Source organism: Spirosoma fluviale (genome assembly GCF_900230225.1).
Taxonomy (GTDB): Bacteria; Bacteroidota; Bacteroidia; order Cytophagales; family Spirosomataceae; genus Spirosoma; species Spirosoma fluviale.
This window is the reverse complement of sequence record NZ_OCNH01000003.1, coordinates 1,132,044-1,157,108: the sequence shown is the minus strand read 5'-3', so window position 1 is coordinate 1,157,108 and position 25,065 is coordinate 1,132,044. Positions and strand designations below refer to the sequence as shown.

Here is a 25,065-nt window from a genome sequence, read left to right as displayed (position 1 = left end):
GTGGTACACTCCACTAATGCCACCACCCTCTACCCTTCACCAGCTCAATCCAGCCCACACCCAGGCATGACCAGAGCAGGCAGTGCGTAAAATCTCCTGACGCTAGTTCAACGAATTTCATCAGGCCGCGCATGGGCGGAAAAAGTAGTGCGCTAATGAGTAGTAAACCGGTTATGGACAGCATCAGCCAAAGCAGTGGATTAGGGCGACGCATCGTTTGCCAAACCGGCTCCCGTCCCGATCGGCTCACCAGGGTTAACCAGATGTTGCTCAGCACCAGCGTTACGAACGTCATTGTCCGTACGCTCTCGATTGACATCCCCGCGTTCATTCCCTGCCAGTAAACGCCCAGCACAGCCCCTGCAATCACAATCCCCTGCACCACGCTAACCCCTAATTCCCCAGCCGTAAAGAACGTAGCGGTAAACGGTCGGGGGCGCTGTTGCATCAGGTCGTGTTCGGCCGGTTCGTTCTCAAAGGCAATGGAGCAGGTTGGCCCCATAACCAATTCCAGAAAAATAACGTGTATCGGACTGAAGAGGTTGATGTACCGCCAGCCAAACAGCAACGGTATCGTGACCGTCAGAATAATGGGAATATGGATGGAGACGATGTAGCCCACAGCCCGTTTCAGGTTCTGATAAATGCGCCGACCCTGGGCAATGGCATCGACCATACCGCTTAAATCATCATTCACCAGTATCAGCGAGGCCGCCTGTTTGGCCACTTCCGTTCCCCGACGGCCCATGGCTACCCCGATATGAGCCGCTTTGAGCGCCGGGCCGTCATTGACTCCATCGCCGGTCATGGCGACCACCTCACCATTCGCTTTCAACGCCCGGATTACACGCAGCTTGGCCTCCGGAAACATCCGGGCAAATACATTCACCTGCTTCACTTCGGCCTGTAACTCCGCTTCCGGGAGCGCCATCACCTGTTGCCCGATCAGCATTCGTTCGGCATTGGGCAAGTCGACCTGCCGGGCTATGGCACAGGCGGTTTCGGGCGAATCGCCGGTAATCATTTTCACGGCAATGCCAGCCCGGTTGAACTGCTGAATGACGGACTTCGCGTTGGCCTTGGGCGGATTCTCCAGTGCCACAAGGCCTTTAAACGACCAGCTAAAATCATCCTGACTGGCGGGGTAATTTTTGGTGGCCCAGTCGCTTCCCGCAACACCCAGTACCCGATACCCGCACCCGGCCAATTCGGTTGCCTGCGCAAGAACTCTGGCTTTTTCTGCCGCCGACAGCTGACAAACCTGAACAATGCGCTCCACTGCTCCTTTCCCCGCCACGCGTACCGGAGCGATACCGGCGGCATACACGTGGGTCATCATAGGCGGTGTGCCGCCTAGTGGGTATTCGTGCTGTAATGGATAAGTGACTGAACTAAAGCGAGCTTCATAAGCCGCTACAATGGCCTGCTCCATGGTATCGAAGGGTGTGGGCTCACTCGCCCAACGGGCATACGCCAGCACCTCAGCAGCCGATGGTCGCAGCGTATTGGTCAACGGCACAACGGTATTGTCACTATAGACGTACAGCTGGGCGAGGGTCATGCCATCCTGCGTGATGGTTCCGGTTTTATCGGTGCAGATGACCGTGGCTGAGCCTAAGCTCTCAACCGTTTGGGGTTGTTTTGTGAGGACGCCAAGGCGTACCATGCGGGCGGCTCCCAGGGCCATAAAACTGCTGAATGCTACCGGTATCTCTTCGGGCAAAACAGACATGGCAATGGTCAGTCCCAGCAGCAGCGAAGTAACGCGATCGCCGGATTGGGCAAAGTTAATGGCCCAGACCAGCGCAAAAGCGCCGAATCCGGCAAAGGCCATGCGCTGGACAAATTGGGCTATCTGTTGCTGTAAAGGTGTTTTCTCGACTTCTATGGTCTGCAGCGAATGACCCAGTTTACCCAATTCGGTTGCTTCTCCCACGGCGTTTATCCGTACATAAGCACTGCCGGAGGTAAGCAGCGTACCAGCCAGAAACCGGTCTGTATCAGGATTGGTTTTTGCCACCGAAACCGACTCGCCCGTCAGGATGGATTCGTCAACGGAACAGTCGTTGCCCTGAATCAGCACGCCATCGGCCGGAACGGTCTGTCCTTCTGCGAGCCAGACAACATCGCCAACGACCAGTTCTTCCACGGGTACACGCTGTTGCTGCCCGTCGCGAAGCACTGCTACCATTGGCTGAGACAATTGTCGGAGAGCCTGTAACGCCCGGTCGCTCCGAACAGATTGAAAGAAGGAAATAGCCGAAATAAACACCATAGCTACACCCAGCACAGCGCCTTCTTCCCATTGGCCCAGAATCACGTAGAGCGAACTGGCCACAGCCAGCAAAATGAACATGGGCTCGGAAATGATCTCGACAAACAACCGCCAGCCCGTTTGAGATTCCTGCGTTGCCAACCGGTTACTGCCGAATTGCTGCCGGGAAGTATCCACTTCCACGTTTGTAAGACCCGTGAATGGCCCATTTATATAGGGAGCGTTGGTAGACGTCATAGATCCTGATTATACCTGTAATGCCGAGCGTCGGCCCGGCGACCGTCCCGGTCGGGCAGGAAAATTAATTCACGCCCGACCGGGACGGTCGCCGGGCCGACGATCGGTATTACAATGTTGAGAAAAATCAAACTCGCCTTTGATAACCATCAAGTTACACAACCATACGCCAATTTACTTTTATGCATCAATCCAGCTAATTATATGAAAAAGAACCTTGGTTATTATGACATCTCTCTGCGGATTATTATCGGCATGTGTCTACTGATTTTGTTTTTAGTCAACGATTTGCATTCGCCGATAAGCTGGTTTTATCTGCTCGTCAGTATAGCCCTGCTGCTTACTGGCATTACCGGCTCCTGTCCGTTATACCGGGTTCTCAACCTTAGTACCCGCCACAAACACAAGCCAAAGAACCAATTACATTGACCGGCTACCGTGGCACACAGGTATTGTATCCGACCCATTTTTGGCCGAATGCGTGGGGAAACCGATGCCCCGCACAATGAGCAGAAGGGCCAGCAGAACGGTGGCCACCGGCAGGGCTTTCCCGAATCGTTGCCGCAGACGAGGGGTCAGATGAGTAAGAGCCGTTGTGATGCTCACCATGGCGGGCACCGTGCCCAGGCCAAACACCAGCATATATAAGCCGCCATTCAGCAGCGAAGGAGCGGCTAAAGCGCCAGCCAGCGCTACGTAAACGGAACCGCAGGGCAACAATCCATTCAGAAAACCAAGTCCGGTTATGTGCTGTAAAGTTGGCTGGCGGAGGAGTTGCGCCAGCGGGGCCGTTAACCGGCGGGTGAGCGGAGACGCATGCACCCAATTCGGAAATGTTCGTGCCGAAACCACCCAGACCAGCAGCAGAATACCAGCGCCAATAGAAACCGGTCGCTGTAGACCCGTTAAGAGTAACCCCTGACCAACACTCCCCACCACAACCCCCAGCAGGCTATACGCACTCAGCCGCCCCAGGTGATACAACCCCCGCGCCAGGACGCGCTGGCCCACCGGCAACCGCCCCACGGGCAGGGCCATAGCCAGTGGCCCACACATGCCAATGCAGTGCAGGCTCCCGGCCAGACCGGTCAATAGGGCCGTTGTGAGCCATACGATCATGGCAAAATCAGTTCGCGCTCGGTGTAGTACTCGCGTTTGCCATCGAACCAGGCGAGTTGTGCCCGCCACAGGCCCCGTTGCCGCTTCTGCATGGAAATGGCCGTAATAACCTGCGTGGAGGCCGTTAACGGTAACCGAATGTCCTGCTTGCGGTCGGCGGGGCAGTAGAGTGTTAGTGTACCGCGCTGGAGCGAGTCTGGCAAACGAAGTTTGACCTGCTGGCTTCCATCCTGATACTGGATATACGTAGCCGGATCGAGTTCACGGGCATTAGATACCCGGTCGATCTGCTGTTGATACGCCATTTCGTCCTGATAATAATCATCGCGCACCAGATCAATTGTCTGGCGGCTCATTCGTACAACCATCGTGCCGATAAATCCGGCAAACAGGACGAAGACAAGAACAATAGATTTACCCCAGTTCATAATTTAATGACTAATGAGTGAGTGATAGAATGAGTGAATGAGTAAGTGGCAGACTGGATGAGTGTTTGTCATTTCTATTCACTCATTCATCACGCACTCATTCGCTCATTGATTTGGTCCCAGAAAGTTAGTTTCGATTTGGTCGATGACGGTGTTGCCGGATAGAATATCGATGGTCAGGTTGGTATTATCCTGATGGATTGCCCGCTGTGGCAGGGTGATAAAAAACATGGTTTTCGTCAGTTCGCCGGGCTTCGTTTCCGTCATCGGCTGCACGAATCGCAACCGGGCATCGGGATTACTCACGCGAAACTGAACGGGCATGGGCTGGTACGTTTTGTTGATGATCTCAACCGAATAAAGGTTGGAAACGATGCCGTTTGCCTCCCGCTGAAACAGTTGCCCCGGTGCCCGAAGCACCGTAACGTCGAGCGACGGCCGACTGATCAGCAGGAATCCCAGTACCGCCAGTAAAGCTACCAGTACCGCCGTATACGCCCCGATCCGGGTCGTGAACCGGAACGGCTGCCGGGTTTCGATCCCCTTCTGCGAATCCATCCGGATCAGGCCCAGCGGCCGGTCGATCTTGACCATCACTTCATCGCAGGCGTCCATGCAGGCCGTGCAGTTGATGCATTCCATCTGCGTACCATTACGAATGTCGATGCCGGTTGGGCAGACATGAACGCAAAGTTTACAGTCGACACAATCGCCTTTGGGTTGAGCTGCCAGTGGCAGAGGATATAGGGTAGAGGGGACGTTGCTCATAACGATAGCCCCATCGCTGGTACCACTGCCCCCCGGCCCTACGCCCTCTGCCACGGTCCGTTGTTTTTTGCCCCGAGGTTCGCCCCGGATGTAGTCGTACGCAACGATGAGCGAGTTTTTATCGAGCATCACACTCTGCAATCGTCCGTACGGACAGATGGTCGTGCAAACGATTTCGCGCAGATAGGCAAAAACAGCGTAGAAAACACCCGTAAAGACCAGCATGGCGACCAAACCCGCCACGTGTTCGGACGGACTGTCGGTAATAAGTTTCAGCCAGTTGTCGCGACCGATGATATACGCCAGAAACGTATTACTGATGGCAAATGAGATCAGAAAAAAGGCCGTGTGCTTGGCCGTCTTCTTCAGGATTTTTTCCGTTGTCCAGGGACCGGCATCCAGCCGCTGACGGGCTTTAAAATCGCCTTCGATCCAGCCTTCGATCTTCCGGAAAACCATTTCCATGAAAATCGTTTGCGGACAGGCCCATCCGCAGAAAACGCGTCCAAATACGACCGTAAACAGCGAAATGAACACCACAAACGTAATGAGACCGATGGCAACGAGGTAAAAATCCTGCGGCCAGAACGTTACGCCGAAGAAGATAAACCGCCGTTCGAGCACATTGAACAGAAACAGCGGATGTCCATCGACCCAAACGAACGGCCCCGCAAACAACGCAACCAGCAGCCCGATGGCCACCACCGTACGCCAGCGCGTGAAACGCCCGGACGTAGCTTTGGGGTAGAGCCATTTCCGTTTCCCGTTTTCGTTCTGGTTCGGGAGGTGCGACCGAAAGTAATCATCGGCCGGGGCTGGAGGTAGTTGAGTTGTCATAGGTTATTACTTACTAGCCAGTACGGGAGCTTCCTTTTCGCCCTGGGGCGCTTTCGCTCCGGCGGGATTTGTCCCTTGTAATGTCAGGATATAACTGGCTACCTGTTGTACCTGCAATGGGTTAAGCTGTTTCTTCCACGACATCATGCCCTTTTCGGGAACACCTTCGGTAATGGTGTGGAATACCGACTTCATCGAGCCGCCATGCAACCAGAACTCGTCGGTCAGGTTTGGGCCAACGCCCCCCTGCCCCTGCTGCCCGTGACAGGCGACACAGCTTTGCAGAAACACGGCTTTACCCGCATCGATCGCTTTGGCGTCCTTCACAAAGGCCACGTTATTTTCGTTGATCGAGCCCGCTACTTTTTTGATGTAGGCATCGCGCTGCTGTTCGGCAATAGCGACCTCCTGCGTATATTCGGCCGTTTGCAGATCGCCCAGACCAGTGAGGTGGAAGACGATGACGTATACAAGACCGAACGCAATGGTACTGTAAAAGAGGCCCATAAACCAGGGTGGCGTTGGGTTATCCAGTTCGTGGATACCGTCGTAGGCATGTTCCATGACCAGGTCTTGCTCCTGGCTGAGGGCGTGTAACCCCGACACACGCTGCCAGAGCGTGCGGGTATCGGCGGGTTTAGCAACGGCTACCTGCGGATTCACCGCTTTCCGGATGATAAACAGCAGGTAGAGCGCCACAACGCCCACCAGCACCATACCCACCAGCAGGAAGATGGACATCGAAAGCAGAATTAAATCCTCCCCCGATTTAATATCCCACATGGGTGATGGGCCGATTGATAATAGTATAAAAAGCAGATTCATGAGCGACAATAGCGGTTAATCGGTGGATGACTCATCGAACGGCAGACGACTCATCTGCCTCATATGGTTTTTGTCGGATAGCCATAAATACAGGCCAACCAGCACGAAGAAGACAAAGAATGTCATGAACGAACCAACCATATACAGGTCCGCACCGGGTATTTTGGAGATAAATTGCTTGAACATATTTTTTTGGATTATGTAGAGACGCAATACCTTGCGTCTCAATGTTTCGCAACCCTTTGCGTCTCAATGTTTCGCAACCCTTTGCGTCTCAATGTTTCGCAACCCTTTGCGTCTTAATGTTTCGCAACCCTTTGCGTCTGATTTTCAGACAATCCCTTGCGTCTTTATCGCTAATGGTTAAACAAAACCATCCGGCGCGTGAGACGCAAGGGATTGCGTCTCTACATCGTTACTTTTCCATTTTCTTAATATCCGTTCCCAGCCGTTGCAGGTAGGCGATGAGGGCGATGATTTCGCGGTCGGGCTGCACCTTGATGCCATCTGTAGCCAGTTGGCTGCTGATGTCGCCCGCCTGTTTTTGCAGATCGTCCTGGGCGTATTTGATGGTCACGTCTTCGTACGGAACACCCACTTTTTTGAGGGCTTTCAACTTGGCTTCGGTGTGAGACACGTCCAGTTTCTGTTCCAGCAACCAGGGGTACGGCGGCATAATGGAGCCGGGCGACATAGAAGCCGGGTCGCGCATGTGGTAGTAGTGCCAGGAGTTGGGGTACTTGCCTCCTTCGCGGTGAAGGTCCGGACCGGTACGCTTGCTGCCCCACAGGAACGGGTGATCATAAACAAACTCACCCGCTTTGGAGTACTCGCCATAACGCTCGGTTTCGGAACGGAACGGGCGGATCATCTGGCTGTGGCAACCTACGCAGCCTTCGCGGATGTAGAGGTCGCGGCCTTCTACTTCGAGAGCGGTATAGGGTTGTACGGCGGCAATAGTCGGCACGTTGCTCTTCACCATAAATGTTGGTACCATTTCGACCAGACCCCCAATCAGAATCACAACCAGTGAGGCCACCAGCAGCGGGAAAGGCTTGCGTTCCAGCCAGCGGTGCCAGAAAGTATCGCTGCCTTCGGGTTTGTAGGCAATGGCCAGGGCAGGTGCTTCGGCCGGTTCGTTAGCCGTCAGCGTACCGACAGCCATTGTCTTGAACAGGTTGTAGGCCATCAGGATAGCGCCTGTCAGATAAAGTACTCCGCCAATGGCCCGCATCCGGTGCATGGGCAACAATTGGATTGTCGTTTCGAGGAAGTTGCTGTAGCGTAGGGTACTTTCAGGCGTGAATTCTTTCCACATCATACCCTGCGTGAAGCCCGAAATGTACATCGGCACTGCATAGAACAGAATACCCAGCGTACCGAGCCAGAAGTGAACATTGAGCAGTTTCTTCGAGTGCAGCGGGGTGTGGTACATGCGTGGAATGAGCCAGTACAGCATGGCGAAGGTCAGGAAGCCGTTCCAGCCCAGTGCTCCCACGTGAACGTGCGCCACGATCCAGTCGGTAAAGTGCGCGATGCCGTTTACATTCTTGAGCGACAGTAGCGGCCCTTCGAAGGTAGCCATACCGTAGGCGGTCAGGCCCACAACCATGAATTTCAGGATAGCATCTTCGCGAACTTTATCCCAGGCACCCCGCAGGGTCAGCAATCCATTGATCATACCACCCCAGGATGGCGCAATGAGCATAATGGAGAACACAACGCCCAGCGACTGCGCCCAGTCGGGCAGCGAGCTATACAGCAAATGGTGAGGACCGGCCCAGATATACAGGAATATCAGCGCCCAGAAGTGAAGAATCGACAACCGATACGAGTACACGGGCCGGTTCGCCATTTTAGGCAGGAAGTAGTACATCATACCCAGATACGGCGTGGTCAGGAAGAAAGCAACGGCGTTGTGACCGTACCACCACTGCACCAGCGCATCCTGAACCCCCGCATACATCGAGTAGCTTTTCAGGAAGCTAACGGGCATTGCCATTGAGTTGACAATGTGCAGCACGGCAACCGTCACGAACGTAGCGATGTAGAACCAGATGGCCACGTACAGGTGACGTTCCCGCCGTTTCACAATCGTACCGAACATGTTGATACCGAACACGACCCAGATCAGCGTAATGGCGATATCGATGGGCCATTCGAGTTCAGCGTATTCTTTAGAGGTCGTCAAACCCAGTGGCAGGGTAGCCACCGCCGACAGGATAATCAACTGCCAGCCCCAGAAGTGAATTTTGCTGAGCAGGTCCGAAAACATCCGGGCTTTGCAGAGCCGCTGCAGCGAATAATAAACGCCCATAAAAATGGCGTTGCCCACAAAGGCAAAAATAACGGCGTTGGTGTGCAGGGGACGTATCCGCCCGAAGGTGGTGTACTGGTTGCCCAAATTAGCAGCTGGTGCAAAGAGCTGGCTGGCTACGAGTACCCCGACGATCATGCCGATGATACCCCAGATGACGGAGGCCACGGCGAAGTTGCGCACGATGGTATTGTCGTAGGCAAACCGTTCAACAACGGGTTGCTGGCCCGGTGGTGGCTGCCCGATGGCAGACCGATCGGGCGAAATGATTTGAATTGGCTGATTGCTTGTAACGTTCATACGGCAGTAGCGGATTTTTTTTAGGCTGTCCGGCTTAGCGGTTTAGTTGTCAGTGGCGTCTGGGGCAGTAGTGCGGATTCGTCCGGCAGCTCATCGTCGAGCAGCATCCGGAGCGAAGGCGTGTAGAGGTCATCCTGCTGGCCGGTTCGCATCGACCAGATGAACGCACCCAGAAACCCCAGTGCCATTAACAGACTAATTCCGATCATGAAAAAAATAATAGACATACCCATTCGCGTTTGACTCCCCAAAAGTGCGGGTCATTCGATCAGCTTTCGATGAGTTTCGTCAGTCCGGCAGTTGATAAGATTCAGGTAGTCAGGCGAGTTGATTCTTATCAGAAAGCCACCTGATGCAGGTCAGTTTTTGCTCAGAAAAAAGGGCTCAGCTTTGCGGAATCAGGGTTTTCCCGGTACACAAAGTCTCCCTCTCCTGGGCAAGGGTCATCCTGCCCCATCTAAAAGTAGGTTTAGAGAGTACCGTTATCGGCACCCGTTGAACTGTCTTTTAACCTCGGCGTCGCATTGGTTGGTACTCTCTGTACGTACCAGCGATTTGTGAAGCCACACGACTTCCCACAATGATCATTATTGCCTTTTTTCTGGCGCACTGGTATCTGTCGGTACTGATGCAAACGTTTTTTCTCCACCGCTATGCCGCTCACCAGATGTTCACCATGAGCCCCGGCTGGGAAAAGTTTTTTTACGTACTCACGTTTATCGGACAGGGTTCGTCCTTCCTGAGCCCCCGCGCTTACGGTATTATGCACCGGCTCCACCACGCTCACGCCGATACGGAGTCTGACCCTCACTCGCCCGAGTTTTCGGATAACCTCTTCGACATGATGTGGAAAACCCGGACGTTTTACAACGACATCCTCAACAACCGCGATACGATTCCGGCGAAATTCAAAAAGGGAGTGCCTAATTGGGAGTTTATGGAATGGCTCGGCGACCGCTGGCCCATACGGCTAGCCTGGGGCACGGCCTATACCCTCTTTTATATTCAGTTTGCGCCATCTCCCTGGTATTTTCTGCTACTGCCCATTCAATTTCTGATGGGACCGGTACACGGGGCCATCATCAACTGGTACGCGCACCGCTACGGCTACACCAACTTCAAACTGGACGATACGGCCAAAAACCTCCTGCCGTTCGATTTCCTGATGATGGGCGAATCCTATCACAACAACCACCACAAATACGGTGGCCGCCCTAACTTCGGCGGGTTCCGCTGGCACGAGTTCGACCCCGCCTACCCGCTCATTCTGCTGCTCAATAAAATAGGGGTGCTCAAACTCCGGCTCGGGCGCGACGAAGCGTATATGTAAACAGTTGTGGCGCGGGTATCTCTACCCGCGCCACAACTGTTTACATGCCAATAGACCATTCTCTCACCCCACCGCCACTCTCCTCCGCATGGGATGTAGTTTCCAATAGGTGAGTGAACGCCAGAGCCACTCGAACGGACCGAACAGGAAATACTGCAACCAGATGGGCGACACAATCAGTTGGAAAACCCAAACTCCGGCTACCACGTAATACAACTCATGGAAAGCCATCTTTCCGTAATAGCCCAGCCCGTAGCCGTGGAATATCAGCGTGCAGATAATTGACTGCATCAGGTAATTGGTGAAGGCCATTTGCCCCACGGCCGTCAGCGCCCGCATGAGCCAGGGCACGAATTGCGACCGATACACAAGCAGCAATAAACTCGCGTGACCGAGTGCCAGCAGGACCCGCCGTAGGTCATACACCTGAAAGGGGATGGTTCGGTAATTGTCGACGATCTGCCCCGCGTGTTGTGTCCACTCTACCTGTGCCTGTGTGTAAAACCAACTGATCGGCAAGCCCAGCCCGTACCCGATGAGCAGCGTGACGACGTAGGTGGAAGTAGATAGTGTATTGGTAAAAAAGCCCCAGCTCAGCAGAGCCATCCCGATAAACATCATCAGCAGCATATCCCAACTGCCGTAATAGGTGTAAAATGTTTCGGATGAGCTGTTTTCCGGCAATAGATGCATGAAGACCGTGCCGTAGCCGGAGCGCATTTTGGTTAACTCTTTCGCATCTTTTTTAGGGTCCGGCTTAAACCCCTTCTCGAACTTTTCCCACGCCCCTTTGGCTTCTTTCTGCTTATCCGTCAGTTTTTTGTTCGCTTTCTCCTGCTTCACCGCTTCCAGATACCCCGCCCGATTTGCCCGTAACTCACTGTACCATAATTCAGTACGAATGGAGTTTAGCCCCATGCACAGAACGGCCAGCGCGATTAGCCAACCCGCTTTTACCCGACGAAAGGGGTACAGAATCATTCCGCAAAGGCCATAAAAGAACAGGATATCGCCACGCCAGAGAAACACATAAGCGTTGATGATCCCGAACAACACCAGCCACAACAGCCGACGGTAGTAATACTCGGCTACGGTTGGGCCATTGATCTGTTCGCGTTTATTCTGGGTAAAGAGAACCATACCGGCCCCGAACAGCATTGAAAACAGCGCGCGCATCGTTCCTTCGAAGCCAAGACTGACAACAAAGAAAGCGTAAAAGTCAGGCCCGGCCGGGGTGTTCATCAATCGGTTGAAACCCGATGACAGGAAACCGAATCCGGGAATGTTCATCATCAGAATACCCAGCAGGGCCAGGCCCCGGATTAGGTCGATTGTTTCGATACGGGCGGCTTTGGACACCGGCTGGGGTGCGGCCGAGGGCTGAACCGTAGCCTGATCGTTGGCCGGCAGGTTCACCGTCAATCCCGGTATAGCGGTGTCGGCGGTTATGGGTAAGATCGGATTGGTTTCCATCGAATGAGCTGGTTAGAGAAGGGTCAGGAGAGAACAGGGGTGACTGGCGAGGTTTTTTCGGTCAATCGCATGGGTTGGCGCTTGCCGTAGGTTAAGGAACGCCAGAGCCATTCGAGCGGACCGAAGCGGAAGTTTTTCAGCCAGACGAGACTAAAAACGATCTGAAGCAGCCAAACCTCCGCCACCACAATGTACAGCTGATAGAGCTTCAGGTCGCCAAAATAACCCAGGCCATAGCCGTAGAAAAACAGGGTACAGAGCACACTTTGCATCAGGTAATTGGTAAAGGCCAGTTGCCCCACGGCACCCAACGCCTTCCACAACCACATGCCAATTCCGGCCCGGTACGCCAACAGCACCAGACTGGCCCAGCCAATACTCGAAAAAGCCCGCTCGAAGGGCATAAATACACCAGCAACCGGCAGGCTGGCACCGCTGATATATTTCGTAAAATTGACAACTTCGAGCTCGTGGGAAGGCATCGAAAGCCAGGCCATTGCCTGACCGACCAGGAGCCCGCCAATAGCCAGAAAGATGTACTGCCGGGTGGTAAGCCGACTGGACAGAAATCCCCATTTAAACAGGGCCATCCCCAGCAACATCATGGAGAGAATGTCCCAGATTCCTTCCTGATAGAACGAAGGAGCTTCCATCTCCTTGATTTTGGACGCCTGATGCGCCCAGACAGTGCTGTAGTCGGAGCGCATCGCCAGCACGTCGGCGTTGTCGGCTTTTCTGTCGTACTGGTGTTCTTTCACCAGCCCCTCCCAGGCCGACTTAGCTTCTTTCTGTTCGTCGGTAAGCTTTACCTTTTTATTCTTTTTTTCGAGGGCCGCTATGGGCAGAAATTTCTCATATTTCTGCTTCTGTTCGGCAAACTGCCAGTAGAGCTTTCCACTGAAAATTAACCCCGCCACAACGGCGCACACGAGCAAGGCCCTTGGTGATAGCCGGATGAATGGAAAGAGGAAAATCCCCACGATGCCATAGTGAAAAAGGATATCGTAGGGCCACAGTAACCCCCAGGCATTGACGAGTCCGAAGACAATGAGCCACAGTTGACGCCGGATGAATAGCTCGGGGGCATCCATCCCCGAGCCGCTGCGGGTCTTGGTCAGAAACAGGATAATACCCGCCCCAAACAGCATGGAGAACAGGGCGCGCATCTTGTTCTCGAACAGCCCGTGTACCAGGGTCATCAGCCAGTAATTACCCCCATGTGGGTTTCGGATCAGTTGATCCAGGCTGGCATCGGTAAGCCCAAAGGCCTGTATGTTCATGAGCAGTATCCCGAGCAGGGCAACACCCCGGAGTATATCGAGTGTTGGGATGCGTTCCGTCTGAACAACCGGATGAACGGCCGGGTCAACCTCCCCGGACTGGTGCGCGCGTAGAGCTTCCATTGAGCGTGTAGGGTAAAGAGGAAGGCAACAGTAGCCTATTGATTATCAACTCAATATGCTACTATCATCGCTATTTACAACCAACACTTTAGTAAACGGCAGTAAAGCCCACAAACTCTACTTCGTCATTTGCACAAACGTCACCACGCCAACGGTATTTGGCTTGCCGGGTTCCGCTGCTGAGATACTCCCCCGGATACCCGTTTGCCCATTTTTCGTTACCTGAATTTCGCGGAAGCTGTATTGCCCGCGTTCGTAGTTGAACGTTTCGCCGTCATCGTCGTAGAGCCGGTACGCTCCCGGCTTGCTACCGTAATACCGCACCTCGATGGGCACCGTTTCACCGGCTTTGGGCGCGTGTAGCCGGGCGGGCATCATGGGCACAATACCGCCATCTTTTACATATACCGGAATCCGGTCCAGACCCGGAGCCGCCGTGATCTGCTGGCCGTTACCCACCAGTTCCCCGGTGTAGAAATCGTACCAGTTACCTTTGGGCAAGGTCACCAGCCTGCTTTTCTGTCCGGCAAACAAAGGGGCCACCAGCAGGTTTTCGCCCGCCATGTACTGGTCTTTCACCTCCCGGCGGATGGCCAGTGCATAAGGGTTATCGTTTAGATTTTCGTTGATTACGGCGGTACGCACATCGGCCAGAAACCCTTCTTCCAGACTCATGGCCCTAAACGGGGGCGTACCCTCAAAGTGGTATTTGGCAAATTCGCTGTACCAGTACGGCATCATCTGCATCCGCAGCAGGGCCATCGCTTTTACCGACTCGCTTACGTCCGGAAACGACCAGGGTTTGGTACCGCTCGCCCACGCATTGATCATCGCCAGGGGTGAAAAAACGACCGTCTGGAACCGACGCAGCCATTCTTCGCTGGTTTGGGAAGCCCGGACTTCGGGCGTCCACAACACTCCGCAAAAGCTACTGGTAATGAGCGCCGTAATAAAATCTTCGTGCTTGTAATAATCGTTGTAGATAACATACGGGAAAGATGAACCGCCCGCGTTCGACGCCCGTACCAGCCCATACGTCCGGGTGTTTTTCGCGTGATAAACGTCTGTACTGTATCGTTGTACCAGCAGCCCGTAGGTTTGCCGCATCTGCTCCGCCGAATGTCCTGATGGGAAGGTGGCTACATCGGGCCAGAGCCACGAATCATAGCCGTCAACTTCATCAATTTTATACCCGCTCACGCCCGGCCCGATGCCATCTTTGGCCAGTTGCCCAAAGAAAATGCGTCGGGCTTCGGGAAGGGTGAAATCCGGCACCACCCCCGACCAGACCGTATGCGAGGCCGTAAGCGGGCGAATGGCTTTGTAAATCGACGCACTCGGCGCTATGTAGGGATTGATCCAGAGGTTCGTTCGAATGCCCTTGCTTTGCATCACTTTCAGAAAGCCGTTTGGATCGGGGTAGCGGGTTTTGTCCCATTCCAGCGTGCCGGGGTACGATTTACTTTGCCAGCCCGGTTCCAGCCCGATCACATCGAGCGGAAAACCTTTGTGTTCAAATTCATCCGCTTCGGCCTGCACCTGATCGGAGGTGTTCAGCGATTTGACCCGCTGCTGAAACCCCAGTCCCCAGCGCGGAGGGAGACAACCGCCCCCCGAAAAGAGATTATACCGCCGAACCACATCGAGCGGCTTCGGTCCGCCAAACACGTAAAACTCCACCCCGGCGGCAGGCACCACAATCTCGACGGCGTCGGAATAAGGACTGGCCGTCCAGGTTTTATCGGTATTCCGGTCTTTAGCTTCGGAGGCATCGGGGCTGTCTTTCCGGGCTGCCGAACCGGCATACACGGTCAGGTAGCGGGCGGAATTGATAAACACGCCGTACCCTTTCGAGGACACGTAAAAGGGCGTGGGCGCATGCGTACGACCATTATCGGACCCGCCAAAATGATCCATGTGCAGGTTCAGAATGCGCCCCCGCTGGTGTACGGTCTGAAAGTTAAGCCCAAAGCCATAGAGTTGCTCCGTTCGGTCGAGGGGAAAACGGAGGTAGGTTTTACCATCGATAAGCTGCGTAACAATGGCCGGTTTGGGCAACGGAAAGTCGGCCGCACCCAGCCGGGTCAGGGCCGCTGTATTGGGGGTTGCCCCGGCGGCCGTCAGTAAATTATACGCTTCGGGTTTCCCGATGGTACCTTTCCAGACGCCGGGCTGTACCAGTGTCCAGACAACAGCCTGACCCTGGGCGAAATGAAGTGACAGAACAACGAACAGAAGAATACGAACGACCATGACTAAACGTAACTATAAAGTGGAGATTGGACGGGCGATCCGAAAAGCAGAAAACCCGCACAAGCTTACTTACGTGATTGCTGTTTAGCGAATATAGCCTGGACGTCCACGTCCGGGAGTAAACTAGTTAGCTGCTTACCCGGACGTGGACGTCCAGGCTACAAACGACCGTCTGTGTATTTAATCCATTTTTGTCTATCAGAATAAAAACACAAATGCGGTGGTGCAGATGACAAACGCCATCTGCACCACCGCATTACATAAGTACTCAAGTCAGTCTATTGAACCGACCAGACCAGTCAGTCCGGGATGAACGTAAACTCCGGATAGCCGTAGAGCTCATATTTTACGTTTGAAACGACATCGGGAAACAAAGCGGTGGCCGTGTTTCGGTAGCAGGCGTTGTAGACCAGGATGCTGCCTTTCGTGAACGGCATGAAATCGGCACTGCCGGATTTATATGCGAAACCGTATTTCTTATTGGCCCCACTCGACTGGTTATTGATGCTGATAACGTACTTTTTGTTGGCCGTCAACGCCAGCGACTCAACATCGTCGAGCGTCAGTTTATCGGGTGTGCTCTGTTCGATGGTCTTCTGCCGAAGGACTGCCTTTGTATCGAAGTCCCACACAATAATCCGGTACGAACCGGGCTCCGGCATTTTGCTGCCCACTTGCGTCAGCTTACCCGCCACCGACGAGCTGAATACTACACCTAACTCCCAGGGACCCGACGTGCGGCTTCCGGATGTAATCGAGCTTTCTGCGCCAATAAAGTTTGTAATAGCATTTTCAGATGGTTTCACAGTCTCTTTTGGCGTGCAACCGGTCAGGCTTGCTGCTCCCAGCAAAAACCCAAGTAGTAATCCTGTTCTCATGATCTAGATGTATGTATTAGTTTCTAGACCGTTAGTCGCAGGACTACTCCTGGGTGGAAACAGAGGAAGGTAATGCTTGAGGAAACGGTAAATTAATAGCTCATTAGGTAACTGGATGGGCTTTACCCCATGTCCGCATACCGACCGTGGCAATGAGCACCATGGTAGCTGAACTCAGCGGCATCAATACAGCCGCTACTACCGGCGAGAGATGCCCCGCAGCGGCAAACGACAGCCCAACCAGATTGTACAGAAGCGATACGCCGAAGCTAAACCGAATAAGCCGCATGGCGAACCGACTGTAGCGCAGATAGGTAGGTAGCAGACGCAGCGAGCGGGCTTCCAGAATGGCATCGCTGGCGGGTGTGAACCGCAGCGTATCGTCCGTTACGGCAATACCCACATCGGCTTGTTTAAGGGCACCGGCATCGTTGAGACCATCGCCAATCATTAGCACATGATGCCCGTTTTCCTGTAGCTCCCGAATAAACCGGAGCTTATCGTCCGGGCTACAGCCAAACCGCATGGCGTCATCGGCAAACCAGCTTCGGAGTTCGGTACGGGCGGTGCTGGTGTCGCCGGATAACAGGTAGAGTTTCCTGCCATTCCCGACAAACGACGTCAGCATGCTCGCCAGCCCTTCCCGCATGGGGGCCGCAATAGTAAACTGCCCCCGGTACGTTCCGTTGATACTGACATGCACCGATGGCCCGTTTTTCTGGTCGACGCCCCCCACAAAAGACGCGCTGCCGACTTTAACGATCTGATCGTCGACCAGCCCCACAACCCCTTTACCGGGCAATTCCGTAAAGTTTTCGACAAGCATCGGCGGACATTCGGCCAGAAACTGACGGAGTCGCTGGCTCAGCGGGTGCGCCGACTGATTGATGACGGCCCGAACCATAGCCCGTTCAAGGCTGGTCAGTGGTTTTGTAAACGACTCGGTGACTACGTCTGAAGCGGGTGTGGTCAGGGTGCCCGTTTTATCGAACACAATGGTATCGCAGTGGGTAAGCTGCTCAATTACATCGGCATTTTTGAGGTAGACACCCTGCTTGCTGAGCCACCGCAGGCCATGCCCCAGCGCGACCGGATAGGACAAAGAAAGCACACAGGGGCAGGCCACAATCAGGATGGCCGTAAACGCGTTGACAGCGGTGGTGGGCTGCCCGGCCCAAATATACCAGTAGGCCCCAACGAAGGTAGCCAGCGTGAGTACGGTTAGGGTGAAATACGTACCAACAGCATCGGCAAATGTTTTGGCGCGGTTAGGCTTCTCTTTCCGAAAGGTATCGTTATTCCAGAGCTGCGTGAGGTAGCTATGCGATACATCCCGAACGATTTCGAGGTCGATAGTACCGCCCATCTGCCGTCCACCGGCATACAGAAGCGATCCTGGATCTTTGGACTCCGGTTCCGATTCGCCCGTTACGAATGAATAGTCGATGAGGCCGGTGCCCCGGTATAATAGGCTATCGGCCGGAATCAAATCGCCGTGACGTACCCGAATGCGGTCGCCTTTCTGCAAATCTGCCACCGGAACGGGCGTTTCCTGGTCGGGGGCGTTGGGCAGTGGGGATTGGGCAGAGGGGGTTGGGGATTGGGCGGAGGAGATAGGTTGGTTCGAGATCCTTGACCCGTCACCCTTTACCCCCTGCCCCTCACCCTCTGCCCCACGCCCTCTACCCTCTGCCCTCTCCCCTAGTCGCGTCACGGCCAGAGGGAAGTAGGATTTGTAATCCCGCTCGAAGGATAAAAAGTCATACGTACGCTGCTGGAACCACTTGCCGCACAACAGAAAGAAGATAAGACCCGTGACCGAATCATAATAACCTGCCCCACCCATCGCAAGCACCTCATAGGTACCCCGGAAATACGCAACCAGAATACCGAGCAGAATGGGAAAGTCGATGTTGATAATACCCCGGCGCAGGCTTTTCCAAACCGATTCGAAGTACCCTGAACCCGAATAAAACACAACGGGCGTAGCGAGTATCAGATTCAGGATTCCGAACAAATGTTTGAAATCCGGATCATTGAGACCAAGGTATTCGGGAAAGCTGAACAGCATGATATTTCCCGCGCAAAAGCCCGCCAGCGCCAGCCGGTAAAGCAATGGCCGATAGCTGGGTTTCTTCCCCTGCTTCACCACATCGTCCAGACTAATCAGCGGCTCGTACCCCAGCGACGTCAGCAGCTCGGCTACCTGCCGGAGCGAAAGCTGCGCGGGACTGTACATGAGGTGAACCTGCTTTTTCAGAAAATCGACGCGCGTTTGCCGCACCGCCGGTTCTATCCGGTACAGATGCTCGAGCAGCCACAGGCAGGATGAGCAGTGAATAGACGGCACATAGAAGGTTACGTGGGCTACACTTTCATTCTGAAAATCAATCAGCTTACCGGCAATATCGGGGTGATCCAGAAAAGCAAGCCGTTCGAGTTTCGGCGTTTTGCCCGGTGTTGGATTTAAGTCGTAATACTGGCAAAGCTGATGTTCACTAAGAATCTGGTATACTGTTTGGCAACCCGAGCAGCAAAATGGCTTATCGGCGAAATAAAGTGTTTCGGTATCGGAAGGGCATTCATTACCGCAATGGTAGCATACGGTTTTGGGAGGGGCAGCGGTCATCATAATCACCTGAAATTTCCCCAAATTTGACTCTATTAGCCTCAACATCAGCTGACATAAATCAACCCGGCAATTGATTCTGCTACAGGTTATAACCGGCTTGATGTACGAGTTTTACCCTGCCTGACAGGATAGGGATTTGGGGTTGCAGACCGCCACAAGCTCGCCATCAGCACTATCGTTATCACTACATGACTAAAACTGACCCATGAAAACGATTCTGGTTCCCATTGATTTAAGTCCTCTGGCATCTGCCGCATTACCGGTAGCGGTGAGTCTCGCCAAACAGATTAGGGCTGACGTGCGGCTGCTGCACTATTTATCCCTCAGCATCCTCGACCCGGAGCTAAGCCAGGCTCCAGTGGCCATGGCCCAATACGTTAACGAGCAGACAACGGCCGCCAACGACCGGCTCCAGGAGATTTGCAACCAGTACGCATCGGATGGAGTTCAGTTGACGCCAGTCCTGAGCCGAAGCGTAAAAGGGCTCTATGGCGCTATTGCCGACGAAGCCGCAGATCTGGTTGTACTGGCGTCGCACGGGGCCGATGGGTTGGCGGAGTGGCTCATTGGCTCCAACGCCGAGCACGTGATGGAGGTAGTCGATTGCCCGGTACTGGTTGTCAAACAGGCTTATACGGAGTTTACACCCAAAAAAGTACTCTTTGCCATTGATGCCGACGACCGGCTGAAAGCCCAGTTTTCGTACCCGCTGCCGGGTGCCGATGCCCGTAAAGAGTTTCTGTTCATAAATACGCCCAACGAACCCCGCGCACTGGAAGGCATTCGGGACTGGGTGAGTGAACTGGCCGAAGCCCAGAAATTGACCGACTATCACCTTACGATTATCGCCCACCAAACCGCACACGAGGGCATTATCCAGTTTGCCGAACAGAATGGATTCGACCTCATCGTTCTGTTCACGAGCCAGCGCAAAGGTTTCTGGCACTTCTTCAATGGCAGCGTGGCGGAGGATGTCGTTAACCACTCCCCCATCCCGGTTCTCGCCATTCCCTATCAGTAAGTGTTGCCCGCTGATCCGCTCTTTAAAAATCCCCGTAGTTCTGCCTTTGGACGGCTGACATAAATCAGGATTTCAACTGATAAAACCACGGGATAGGCTAGTTCGGGAAATACGACTTTTGTGGTACCAGGCGGCTTTGGCCACTGGGGTTTCCGATGAGCGATTCACTGATTGCCAAGTATAATGTAGCCGGTCCTCGCTATACCAGCTACCCCACCGTGCCTTTCTGGAATACAGCCGCTTTTACCCGTGAAGACTGGCAAAAGCGGCTGACAACGACCTTCGCCAACAGCAATTATTCGGCGGGGATCAGTCTATACATTCACCTGCCCTTCTGCGAAAGTTTGTGTACGTTTTGCGGCTGCAACAAACGCATCACCCGAAATCACGACGTAGAAGAACCGTATATCGATGCCCTGCTCAGTGAGTGGGAGATGTACTGTGAGTGGCTCCCGGAGCGGCCCCGCATTGCCGAACTGCACCTCGGCGGAGGAACGCCCAGCTTTTTTTCGCCCTATGAGTTACGTCGGCTGATGACCGGTATTTTCCGGTGGGCAGATCCCGTACCCACTACCGAGACCAGCGGTCCCGATTTTGGCTGGGAAGGTCACCCCAACAACACCACGACCGAACACCTGCAAACGCTTTACGAATATGGTTTCCGGCGGGTGAGCTTCGGCGTACAGGACTACGACCCGGTGGTGCAGAAAGCCATTCACCGGCACCAGCCGTTTGCCAACGTAAAACGGGTTACCGAACAGGCCCGGGCCATTGGCTACACCTCCATCAGCCACGACCTTGTGTTCGGACTGCCCTTTCAGCAACAGTCGTCCATTCAGGATACCATTACCCAAACCCTCTCCCTCCGACCCGACCGGATCGCGTTTTATTCGTATGCACACGTCCCCTGGATAAAAGGAACGGGCCAGCGGGGCTTTGCCGATACCGACCTGCCGGGTGCCGACAAAAAGCGGGCACTTTATGAAACAGGACGCACCCTGCTCGAAGCCGGTGGTTATACCGAAATTGGCATGGACCATTTTGCCCTGCCGCACGACTCGCTCTTCAAAGCCATGAATACCGGCCAGCTGCACCGGAATTTTATGGGCTACACCACCACCCAGACCGACATACTGCTGGGACTGGGTGCGTCGGCCATCAGCGATGTCGGAACGGCATTTATGCAAAACCATAAAGACATTGGCTCTTACCAGGATGACGTACTTCATAATCAATTACCCCTATTCAAGGGCCACCTGCTCACCGAAGAGGACACCGAGATACGGCAGCATATTTTAAATATCATGTGCCGTTTTCAAACCAGGTGGTCGACTACGGAGTGGACTCCGGCCGAATGGAGGGAAATAAGTCATCAACTCGACGATTTACGGGCTGATGGGCTGCTGGTATACGACGAAACAGGGCTGTGGGTGCGACCGGAAGGACGGCCGTTTCTGAGGAATATCTGCATGGTGTTCGACCGCTACCTGACCCGAAACCCATTAACGACAACGGCCAGGCCTCTTTTCTCCAGTACAGTATGAGTATACCTTTGCTGTCATGACGTTTTTCTACCTCAAAGCCCTGCACATCATTTTTGTGGTGACCTGGTTTGCCGGGCTTTTTTACATACCCCGCCTGTTCATCTACTTTACCGAAGCTGCCGATCAACCCGAACCCGCCCGACAGATTCTGCAAACTCAGTTTGCTCTTATGCAGCGTCGACTTTGGTATGGCATCACGTGGCCGTCGGCGCTCATTACGCTTGTTCTGGGTTTAAGCACCTGGTATCAGTATGGGGCCACACCGCCCTGGCTGGTGGTTAAGCTGGCGTTCGTCGGGAGCCTGTACGCTTATCACCTGGCCTGCCATATTCTCTTTCGGCAGCAACAGCGAGGGCAGTTGCAGTACACCTCCACCCAACTCCGCATCTGGAACGAAGTAGCCACGCTCCTGCTGTTCAGCATTGTTTTTCTGGTGGTACTCAAAGATGTGCTGAGCCTGGCCTGGGGTATGCTGGGCCTGCTTCTGTTTATGGGCTTACTCCTGGCAGGCATCTGGCTGTACAAGCGCATCCGGGAACGGTGAACCTAATTCGGGCTGAATTAGCTCACCGTTGTGAAGTCGGGTTCTTGTTGTGGAGTCAGGTTCTTAAACCTGACTCCCGGTAGGTTTCTCAAAACCTACCGGGAGTCAGCCTACACAAGGTTTTGAGAAACCTGACAAATGTCGGGTTTAAGAACCCGACTTCACAACAGTAAACCCTCTTCCGCCAGCAGTCTTTATCGTTAGTTGATTAAACAATAGCCAGCAGCGGAATATCGGTTAGGCGGGCCATCCGCTCGGTTTCTCCTTCAACGAACAGCCGTCTGAACCAACCGTGCGTTTGAGGCAGCATCATGATCAGGTCGGCTTTATTTTCGTGGGCGAATGTTAGCAGCGTATCGTAAATTTCTTCGCCCGACAGGATGGTCATCGTATGCGGTACCGATACCATCAGCTCCCGGATGTGTTCGGCCTTTGTACGGACGTGGGCATCGGCTGGGTGCGGGTAAATACACAACAGATTAACCACACAGTCAAACTGCCGGGCAAACCGGAGCGCCGTATCCAGGGCTACGGCATTGGGTGGTGTATCGAGGTCAATGCCCAGCACCACATTTTTCACCTCGGCATACCCAACAGAAGGCGGCACAAGCAGCAGAGGCACATTGGTTTCGGCCACCATACTCGTTGCCACACTGCCCATTAACTGAGCACTTTGGGGCGCGGTACCAGTCGTGGACATGATGACCAGATCGGCTTTTTCGGCTTCCGCAACTTCCCGAATGGCCGGTATGGGGTAGCCTTCTTTAGTCATGCAGCGAATGGGGACCTCAGCCCCGTACTGTCCGCTTAACGTATGGGCCAGTTGGTTGAGCCCCTTCTGACTGTCGTCGTGCATGGCTTTGGCACTGAGCGGAAAGTCCGCCCCCGTTTCGGCCGGGTTTGTGGGCCAGAAATGAAACGCGTGCATTAGAATCAGGTTCGCTTTTTGCGCCTGAGCAAGTTGCATGGCAAAATGAGCGACTTTATTGGCATTGGCTGAGAAGTCGGTAGCTAAAACGATGGTTTTCATACGAACGAGTTTTACCTGAGTTGAGGCTAAGCACCACCAGTTTTGGGGTTCACTTACCACACAAAGCAAGCGCAGCTATTTCGTTATCAACCTGATATAAGTCAATTTATTTGTTGATTTTAGCAAGTGAAACCAGATCATCTGATTATCAACGGCCATGACTATCCGCAAACTCCTTTTGTTACTCGTACTTCTGACTGGCTTTACAGGGTACGCTCAAACCCCGCACATTTCCGGCGACGTGTACATATCCGTTAAGAATGGCACGTTTAAAGCCGATCTGGATGTGTCGCGGCTCCCTAAAACGACAAATTATGCCATTCGGCTGAACGCAGGGCTGAACATCCAGTTCTTTAGAGATAGTACCGACTCGGTTTCGTACGCTTCGGCGCGGGAGTACAAACCGGACAAGTCGAGCGAAAGCTTTCAATACTGGTTTCCCGACAAGGACCAGAAGGGCCGGTATCTGCCCGGTCGATTTAAAGTTAGCTACGTAGGTGCGTTTCCCGTTTCGGGCGACTCCGCCAAACGCAGCGAATGGGGCGACTGGAAAGGCAACATTGCCTTCAACGGGAAAACCCTGCGAGCCTCCGAACAGACGGCCTGGTACCCGATCCTCTACAACATCACCGAAGACAAAGAATACCAGAATGTTACATTCGACATCACCATTCATGCGCCCGATGCAAAAGCTATTTACCTGAATGGCTGTCCGCCCCAGTACAGCCAGCAGGCCCGTTTCCGGTCTGACCGCCCCTTTCCACTACTCCTGTTTGTGGGCGATTACGATTTCCGAAAAGAGAAAAACACCTATCTGCTCAATACGACTCTCAGCGCACCACAGGCCAGTGTACTTGATGGCTGGTTTTCCCGGATTAAAGATTATTACGCCCAGAACCTGCAAATTCCATACGGAGCGGATGTTACCCTGCTGGCCAGTACCCCCGTTTCCAGGCGCAATGACTGGCTGTTCGTTACTTACCCAACCATTGCCAGCGTTAGCCCCAAAGGCTGGCTGAATACCCTGGTCGATCCGAAAAAGCTGACGCTGGCCGACTCGTCCCTTTTATCATTCATCGCGCATGAGCTGGGCCATTACTATTTTGGGTCGGTTGTAACGCCCAACTCTACCCTGCGCTGGGCCTTTCTGGAAGGTATGACCGAATACCTCTCCCTGCAAGCCACCCGCGACCTGATTGGGCAGGGGTTTTATGATCGTCAGCTTAAACGTTATGTTGGTGCCACCAAAAGCATGACCAACTTCACTCCCTTACGGAAAATCAACGCACCCGGCGACATCGACGAGACCTACCGTTACCAGTACATGCCTTTGCTGCTGACGGCCCTGGAGCAACAGATTGGCCGACAACCGATGTGGAAATGGTTTCAGACCATTCTCAACACCCCGAACGCTGGAACGGACTACAGCCTGTTCAGAAGCAGTTTGCTGAAAAGCGGGGTCAGTGAAAAGGTGGTTGCCGACTTTGAAGAAACCTATTTAAGCAACGACAATAGCCGGGCGGCACTACTGGCTCTTTTCAAACCAACCAGCACCACCTATTATTACTGGGGACTCTCCAAAGAAGTGCTGAAAGCGGGGACTACCCGGAAGCCACAAGCGTTTTACACTACCATAAAGCAGACTAAACTGGACGATGAGGAGATCAAAAAGGCCAGTCAGCAGTACTATGCCTACGTGAAGAGCCATTGCGACCCAGCCAACGAACTGTGTACCAGCGACTTCAATTATTACGAAAGTATGGAAGAGGCTCAGCGCGCGCAAACAAGGTGGCTCAATAACCTGGGCGACAAATACACGGTAAAAAAGGCTGACTTTTAACCTCTCTGCAT

20 protein-coding genes are annotated in these 25,065 nt (G+C 53.7%); 6 read left to right on the top strand and 14 right to left on the bottom strand.

What is annotated here, in order from left to right; genetic code table 11:
* Nucleotides 1–13: 13 nt before the first annotated feature.
* On the bottom strand, nucleotides 14–2,512 hold the full coding sequence (locus tag CRO74_RS20745; protein ID WP_097128452.1) for a cation-translocating P-type ATPase: 2,499 nt from the start codon (nucleotides 2,510–2,512) through the stop codon (nucleotides 14–16).
* Nucleotides 2,513–2,716: 204 nt separating this feature from the next.
* On the opposite strand from CRO74_RS20745, the gene CRO74_RS20740 reads away from it, so the two are divergent.
* Complete coding sequence (locus CRO74_RS20740) at nucleotides 2,717–2,941, top strand: YgaP family membrane protein (protein ID WP_097128450.1); 225 nt, start codon at nucleotides 2,717–2,719, stop codon at nucleotides 2,939–2,941.
* On the opposite strand, the gene CRO74_RS20735 is transcribed toward CRO74_RS20740, so the two are convergent.
* From CRO74_RS20735 to ccoS, 7 genes are all read right to left on the bottom strand, one after another.
* Entirely contained in the window at nucleotides 2,933–3,631 is a 699-nt protein-coding gene (locus tag CRO74_RS20735; protein WP_097128448.1) for a sulfite exporter TauE/SafE family protein, read from the bottom strand. The two genes, CRO74_RS20740 and CRO74_RS20735, sit on opposite strands and share 9 nt — an antisense overlap.
* Nucleotides 3,628–4,059 carry a FixH family protein gene (locus CRO74_RS20730; RefSeq protein WP_097128447.1) on the bottom strand — a complete coding sequence of 144 codons (432 nt, stop codon included), beginning with the start codon at nucleotides 4,057–4,059 and terminating at the stop codon, nucleotides 3,628–3,630. The genes CRO74_RS20735 and CRO74_RS20730 overlap by 4 nt, the downstream gene beginning before the upstream one ends.
* Nucleotides 4,060–4,164: 105 nt before the next feature.
* Nucleotides 4,165–5,664 carry a 4Fe-4S dicluster domain-containing protein gene (locus CRO74_RS20725; protein ID WP_097128445.1) on the bottom strand — a complete coding sequence of 500 codons (1,500 nt, stop codon included), beginning with the start codon at nucleotides 5,662–5,664 and terminating at the stop codon, nucleotides 4,165–4,167.
* A 6-nt stretch (nucleotides 5,665–5,670) separates the two neighbouring features.
* Nucleotides 5,671–6,489, bottom strand: coding sequence for a cbb3-type cytochrome c oxidase N-terminal domain-containing protein (locus CRO74_RS20720; protein ID WP_097128443.1), 819 nt, complete (start codon nucleotides 6,487–6,489; stop codon nucleotides 5,671–5,673).
* 15 nt (nucleotides 6,490–6,504) lie between these two features.
* The gene (locus CRO74_RS31685; RefSeq protein ID WP_012928089.1) at nucleotides 6,505–6,675 is read right to left on the bottom strand and encodes a hypothetical protein; all 171 of its coding nucleotides are present in this window, start codon (nucleotides 6,673–6,675) and stop codon (nucleotides 6,505–6,507) included.
* 229 nt (nucleotides 6,676–6,904) lie between these two features.
* Nucleotides 6,905–9,106 carry a cytochrome-c oxidase, cbb3-type subunit I gene (ccoN, locus tag CRO74_RS20715; RefSeq protein WP_097128441.1) on the bottom strand — a complete coding sequence of 734 codons (2,202 nt, stop codon included), beginning with the start codon at nucleotides 9,104–9,106 and terminating at the stop codon, nucleotides 6,905–6,907.
* Between the two features lie 20 nt (nucleotides 9,107–9,126).
* Nucleotides 9,127–9,333 (bottom strand): cbb3-type cytochrome oxidase assembly protein CcoS, encoded by a 207-nt coding sequence (ccoS, locus tag CRO74_RS20710; protein ID WP_097128721.1) that lies wholly within the window; start codon nucleotides 9,331–9,333, stop codon nucleotides 9,127–9,129.
* A gap of 353 nt (nucleotides 9,334–9,686) precedes the next feature.
* Between ccoS and CRO74_RS20705 the strand changes: the two genes are divergently transcribed.
* Entirely contained in the window at nucleotides 9,687–10,436 is a 750-nt protein-coding gene (locus CRO74_RS20705) for an acyl-CoA desaturase (protein WP_097128439.1), read from the top strand.
* Between the two features lie 63 nt (nucleotides 10,437–10,499).
* Here the strand turns inward: CRO74_RS20705 and CRO74_RS20700 are convergent, their stop codons facing one another.
* From CRO74_RS20700 to CRO74_RS20680, 5 genes are all read right to left on the bottom strand, one after another.
* The gene (locus CRO74_RS20700; RefSeq protein ID WP_245877926.1) at nucleotides 10,500–11,909 is read right to left on the bottom strand and encodes a DUF418 domain-containing protein; all 1,410 of its coding nucleotides are present in this window, start codon (nucleotides 11,907–11,909) and stop codon (nucleotides 10,500–10,502) included.
* 23 nt (nucleotides 11,910–11,932) lie between these two features.
* The gene (locus CRO74_RS20695) at nucleotides 11,933–13,312 is read right to left on the bottom strand and encodes a DUF418 domain-containing protein (RefSeq protein WP_097128436.1); all 1,380 of its coding nucleotides are present in this window, start codon (nucleotides 13,310–13,312) and stop codon (nucleotides 11,933–11,935) included.
* Between the two features lie 117 nt (nucleotides 13,313–13,429).
* Entirely contained in the window at nucleotides 13,430–15,565 is a 2,136-nt protein-coding gene (locus CRO74_RS20690; RefSeq protein WP_097128434.1) for a glycoside hydrolase family 31 protein, read from the bottom strand.
* Nucleotides 15,566–15,864: 299 nt separating this feature from the next.
* A complete protein-coding gene (locus CRO74_RS20685; RefSeq protein WP_097128432.1) occupies nucleotides 15,865–16,443 on the bottom strand; it encodes a DUF4082 domain-containing protein in 579 nt (192 codons plus the stop codon).
* Between the two features lie 103 nt (nucleotides 16,444–16,546).
* Nucleotides 16,547–19,075, bottom strand: coding sequence for a heavy metal translocating P-type ATPase (locus tag CRO74_RS20680; protein WP_097128431.1), 2,529 nt, complete (start codon nucleotides 19,073–19,075; stop codon nucleotides 16,547–16,549).
* 205 nt (nucleotides 19,076–19,280) lie between these two features.
* Here CRO74_RS20680 and CRO74_RS20675 point away from each other — a divergent pair, with 205 nt between their 5' ends.
* The 3 genes from CRO74_RS20675 (at nucleotide 19,281) to CRO74_RS20665 (ending at nucleotide 22,184) form a co-directional block, all read left to right on the top strand.
* Nucleotides 19,281–20,096: a universal stress protein gene (locus tag CRO74_RS20675; protein ID WP_097128429.1), complete on the top strand. Its 816-nt coding sequence runs from the start codon at nucleotides 19,281–19,283 to the stop codon at nucleotides 20,094–20,096.
* 155 nt (nucleotides 20,097–20,251) lie between these two features.
* Complete coding sequence (gene hemN / locus CRO74_RS20670; protein WP_097128427.1) at nucleotides 20,252–21,640, top strand: oxygen-independent coproporphyrinogen III oxidase; 1,389 nt, start codon at nucleotides 20,252–20,254, stop codon at nucleotides 21,638–21,640.
* Nucleotides 21,641–21,656: 16 nt separating this feature from the next.
* On the top strand, nucleotides 21,657–22,184 hold the full coding sequence (locus CRO74_RS20665; RefSeq protein WP_097128426.1) for a CopD family protein: 528 nt from the start codon (nucleotides 21,657–21,659) through the stop codon (nucleotides 22,182–22,184).
* A 208-nt stretch (nucleotides 22,185–22,392) separates the two neighbouring features.
* Here CRO74_RS20665 and CRO74_RS20660 read toward each other — a convergent pair whose 3' ends face one another.
* The gene (locus CRO74_RS20660) at nucleotides 22,393–23,214 is read right to left on the bottom strand and encodes a universal stress protein (RefSeq protein ID WP_097128424.1); all 822 of its coding nucleotides are present in this window, start codon (nucleotides 23,212–23,214) and stop codon (nucleotides 22,393–22,395) included.
* Nucleotides 23,215–23,371: 157 nt separating this feature from the next.
* On the opposite strand from CRO74_RS20660, the gene CRO74_RS20655 reads away from it, so the two are divergent.
* Nucleotides 23,372–25,054 carry a gluzincin family metallopeptidase gene (locus CRO74_RS20655; protein WP_097128422.1) on the top strand — a complete coding sequence of 561 codons (1,683 nt, stop codon included), beginning with the start codon at nucleotides 23,372–23,374 and terminating at the stop codon, nucleotides 25,052–25,054.
* Nucleotides 25,055–25,065 lie beyond the last annotated feature (11 nt).

What these genes read in the sequence shown, in the direction of transcription:
- CRO74_RS20745 (WP_097128452.1), bottom strand. Translation starts at nt 2,512, where the DNA reads ATGACGTCTACCAACGCTCCCTATATAAATGGGCCATTCACGGGTCTT.
- CRO74_RS20740 (WP_097128450.1), top strand. Translation starts at nt 2,717, where the DNA reads ATGAAAAAGAACCTTGGTTATTATGACATCTCTCTGCGGATTATTATC.
- CRO74_RS20735 (WP_097128448.1), bottom strand. Translation starts at nt 3,631, where the DNA reads ATGATCGTATGGCTCACAACGGCCCTATTGACCGGTCTGGCCGGGAGC.
- CRO74_RS20730 (WP_097128447.1), bottom strand. Translation starts at nt 4,059, where the DNA reads ATGAACTGGGGTAAATCTATTGTTCTTGTCTTCGTCCTGTTTGCCGGA.
- CRO74_RS20725 (WP_097128445.1), bottom strand. Translation starts at nt 5,664, where the DNA reads ATGACAACTCAACTACCTCCAGCCCCGGCCGATGATTACTTTCGGTCG.
- CRO74_RS20720 (WP_097128443.1), bottom strand. Translation starts at nt 6,489, where the DNA reads ATGAATCTGCTTTTTATACTATTATCAATCGGCCCATCACCCATGTGG.
- CRO74_RS31685 (WP_012928089.1), bottom strand. Translation starts at nt 6,675, where the DNA reads ATGTTCAAGCAATTTATCTCCAAAATACCCGGTGCGGACCTGTATATG.
- ccoN (WP_097128441.1), bottom strand. Translation starts at nt 9,106, where the DNA reads ATGAACGTTACAAGCAATCAGCCAATTCAAATCATTTCGCCCGATCGG.
- ccoS (WP_097128721.1), bottom strand. Translation starts at nt 9,333, where the DNA reads ATGTCTATTATTTTTTTCATGATCGGAATTAGTCTGTTAATGGCACTG.
- CRO74_RS20705 (WP_097128439.1), top strand. Translation starts at nt 9,687, where the DNA reads ATGATCATTATTGCCTTTTTTCTGGCGCACTGGTATCTGTCGGTACTG.
- CRO74_RS20700 (WP_245877926.1), bottom strand. Translation starts at nt 11,909, where the DNA reads ATGGAAACCAATCCGATCTTACCCATAACCGCCGACACCGCTATACCG.
- CRO74_RS20695 (WP_097128436.1), bottom strand. Translation starts at nt 13,312, where the DNA reads ATGGAAGCTCTACGCGCGCACCAGTCCGGGGAGGTTGACCCGGCCGTT.
- CRO74_RS20690 (WP_097128434.1), bottom strand. Translation starts at nt 15,565, where the DNA reads ATGGTCGTTCGTATTCTTCTGTTCGTTGTTCTGTCACTTCATTTCGCC.
- CRO74_RS20685 (WP_097128432.1), bottom strand. Translation starts at nt 16,443, where the DNA reads ATGAGAACAGGATTACTACTTGGGTTTTTGCTGGGAGCAGCAAGCCTG.
- CRO74_RS20680 (WP_097128431.1), bottom strand. Translation starts at nt 19,075, where the DNA reads ATGATGACCGCTGCCCCTCCCAAAACCGTATGCTACCATTGCGGTAAT.
- CRO74_RS20675 (WP_097128429.1), top strand. Translation starts at nt 19,281, where the DNA reads ATGAAAACGATTCTGGTTCCCATTGATTTAAGTCCTCTGGCATCTGCC.
- hemN (WP_097128427.1), top strand. Translation starts at nt 20,252, where the DNA reads ATGAGCGATTCACTGATTGCCAAGTATAATGTAGCCGGTCCTCGCTAT.
- CRO74_RS20665 (WP_097128426.1), top strand. Translation starts at nt 21,657, where the DNA reads ATGACGTTTTTCTACCTCAAAGCCCTGCACATCATTTTTGTGGTGACC.
- CRO74_RS20660 (WP_097128424.1), bottom strand. Translation starts at nt 23,214, where the DNA reads ATGAAAACCATCGTTTTAGCTACCGACTTCTCAGCCAATGCCAATAAA.
- CRO74_RS20655 (WP_097128422.1), top strand. Translation starts at nt 23,372, where the DNA reads ATGACTATCCGCAAACTCCTTTTGTTACTCGTACTTCTGACTGGCTTT.